This is a genomic window from Clostridium sp. UBA2485, assembly GCF_002341865.1.
GTDB lineage: Bacteria > Bacillota > Clostridia > Clostridiales > Clostridiaceae > Clostridium_J.
Genome location: NZ_DDOV01000007.1, coordinates 1 through 3,174 on the forward strand (window position 1 = coordinate 1; position 3,174 = coordinate 3,174).

Consider the following 3,174-nt stretch of genomic DNA (forward strand, 5'->3'; position numbering starts at 1 on the left):
CTATCATGATAATTAATGTTATGATTGTAGTTATTTGTTCTGATCCTGGTAAATCTTTGATAGATTGAGAAGCAGAATCCATATGTTGATTTTGGCTCATCATTACTTTTAAAAATACCATCTGTATAGAATTTACAAGAAAATGACAAAGCATTGAAGAATATATAGATTTAGTTATTCTTACAAGATATCCAAATAATATTCCTAAAGTTAGAGTATATAATAGTCTTTGAATATCTAAATGCATATAAGCAAAATATAATCCTGAAAATATTGCTGCTGTTTTAATACTAACATTATCATACCCTGATAGTATTATTCCTCTATAAACTAACTCTTCAAATATGGCAGGAACAACTCCCACAAAAAATATAGTTAAGAGCATAGAAGTTTCAGATACAGGATTCATCATTACACTACTAAAGCTATTAGGTGATATTACAGAAGATATGCCACTTAATCCCATTACTAGAGGTTGGCATGCTATTGCTAATAAAATTATTAGTATAATATCTTTTAATGGAAGTTTGTTTAACTTTAAAGTATCTCTTACATTTTCTTTAGTTATTAAAAGGTAAATAACTACTGGAAGGAAAAATCCTAATACCTGCATTATAGCTATACTACTAAAAGTTGAAACATTTGCCTCCATAAGTTTTGATTGAACAGTAAATGATAATAAAATCATTAAAATAATAACAATCATTCCAAATAGATTAGCTTTTAATATTTTTTTCATAAAATCCCCCCTTACCTAAAAATAATAAAATATTAACTTCATCTCTATAATACCTACATTTAATACTATACTATATTTTTACTGATGTAACAAAAGTTTTTATAAATATTTCCACTATTAAAGTTAAATTTTATAATTAAATATGTTCTTTAAAATGTATTAAAAAATCTTCATAACTATATAAATATATTATATAACTCTTCCTTTTATTCAATATCTAACATATTATAAATTAATTATAACTTATATTTTGAAATTAAATTTCCAGGGCAATAACATATAAATCTATCAGTTCTAAAACTAATATATGTAAAAGTAATTGATGCTTTTTTTGAAGTGATTAGTCGCTTCATATAAAAAGACTGGCAGCCGTAGTCTCTCCATAATATTAGTAAATTCATCAGTATTGTTCCGAGCTATACTGCACCTCAGGGGAACCCTAAAGGGCTTCACTACTGTTCCCCAGAGGTGAATAAACTAGCAAATATATTACTAGTAAAAAATTAGTTTGATCAAGCCTAATTTTTTCTTAATTGTAAATTGGACAACTCTAAGTTAAAAGAATAAAAATAAAAAGGGATAATCATATCCCTTTTTGTTTTTACTGTTTCTTTTTAGCTTTCATAAAAAATCTGTGGCATATAAAATCTATATACCTTTCTTTTTGAATTTTGTTGTGTATTTCTATTAATTTGTCATAATATTTTTCAATTGAAAAATCAGGAATTTGCCATGGTATTACTTTTAAATAATAGATAATAGCTCCTACATCATAAAATCTAGTTTTAGTTATATCTTCTATTTGATCTAAGATATGAAAACCACCATCTTCTAGATCCTTTGAAGCTTTTTTTAAATCCCAATGATAAAATTCGCTTTGCTCACATCCTAGAGCTGCATTTATATCACTATCATTTAATCCTCCTACTTGTTGAGTAATGAAAATTCCTTCTGGCCTCAATATTCTTTGTATTTCCCTTATAGAATAAGATTCATGCCTATTTATAATTAAGTTAAAAAATTCATTGTTAAAAGGTAATTTTTCATCATCTAAAACTTCATAAACTTTAATTCCTAAAGGAGACAATTTTTCTCTAGCTATAGCAATATTAGGCTTATATCCTTCTGTTGCAAAGGTATTTACTGGTAGATTTTTAAAAGAAGTTAAATATTCTCCTCCACCGGTTCCCATATCCAATAAAAATATATTATCTTTTATTTCTTTTAACACCTCATTGGTATAGCTATAACTTAATGGAAATTCCTCCATTCTTCCATTTATATAAGAGAAATCCCATCCTGAGAAACCTTTGTTTATGTCTTCTATCAATGAGTAGAATAACTTTTCATTTAATATCTTCATATCTTTTCCTCCAATATTTATAATATTCCAAATCTAATTATTATAATGGAGGTCCCCGTATAAGTTGTCACAGTACACTATATATATCAAATAAAATCATAGTATCCTCTCCTCTATAGTTCTACTACTGCTTTAGTCTCATAACTACTTCCAATTTCACAGAGCAAATCTAATAGCTCACAGAATAAATTATATAAATCTTTTAATCTTTCTCCATCTTTTATAATACCTAAAGTATGAAAATAAATCTCATCGACATTTTGAGGAAATTCAACACCAAATTTCCCTTCATCATCTCTTATCTCAAGATTTATCTTCTGCTGCCTTGCTATAATATCAAAAATTTTCTCTTTTGATAAAATAATCTTCATTTTTTCTATATTAGTAGTTTTAATTATATAATTATTATCAAACTCTTCATTTCCTGTTTCCATTTCTTCCATATCAACTTCTTCGCCAATAGTATTTAAAATATTTTTGTTATACACTTTAAATCTAAAATCATCTACATTTATAAAAGGAACTCTAATTCTTGTATAAGTCATAGGTGTTTGACCTGCCATAATAGTATAGCAATCCAATATAATTGTCCAACATTTATATTTCCCTTCAATTCTCTTGTCTTTCCACATTCCTTTACTTACTATCTCTCCGTTGATTTGGTCACATAGTTTCTCCCAAACTTCATCAACTGTTGGTCCAAAAATACTTTTTAGCCTATTCATAGTTTTTCCCCCTAATTACTTTAATTGTAAAAGTTCTTCAAATTCAAACTCATATAGTATTATAAAATAACTTTTGAGAGTAAAGATTTTTCACCTCTACAACTATCCTTATATGCAGCTTACCATACCTGTCGTGAACTACTACCACTTTTTATTGAAGTAGTAGCTTCGTGGTCAATGCTCCCAATGGAACAAGTTTACCCACGCTCAAAAGGTCGAACCAACCTCGTTATAATACCAAAGTTACATTGCTAATTTCAGTAGATTTTTACTAGCATTTATATCTCTATCATGGTAAGAAGCACAATTCGGACAAGTCCATTCCCTAAGTGCTAGATTTTTTACTT

4 protein-coding genes are annotated in these 3,174 nt (G+C 27.4%); all 4 read right to left on the minus strand.

The window, feature by feature from the left end; all coding sequences use genetic code 11:
- The coding region (locus B3603_RS01010) for a CPBP family intramembrane glutamic endopeptidase (protein WP_291559683.1) at window positions 1–739 on the minus strand (739 nt) is incomplete at its 3' end.
- Between the two features lie 601 nt (window positions 740–1,340).
- The gene (locus B3603_RS01015; RefSeq protein ID WP_291559684.1) at window positions 1,341–2,102 is read right to left on the minus strand and encodes a class I SAM-dependent methyltransferase; all 762 of its coding nucleotides are present in this window, start codon (window positions 2,100–2,102) and stop codon (window positions 1,341–1,343) included.
- A 113-nt stretch (window positions 2,103–2,215) separates the two neighbouring features.
- Window positions 2,216–2,827, minus strand: coding sequence for a DUF3137 domain-containing protein (locus B3603_RS01020; protein ID WP_291559685.1), 612 nt, complete (start codon window positions 2,825–2,827; stop codon window positions 2,216–2,218).
- Between the two features lie 243 nt (window positions 2,828–3,070).
- On the minus strand, window positions 3,071–3,174 hold a 104-nt coding region (locus B3603_RS01025), incomplete at its 5' end, for a zinc ribbon domain-containing protein (RefSeq protein ID WP_291559687.1).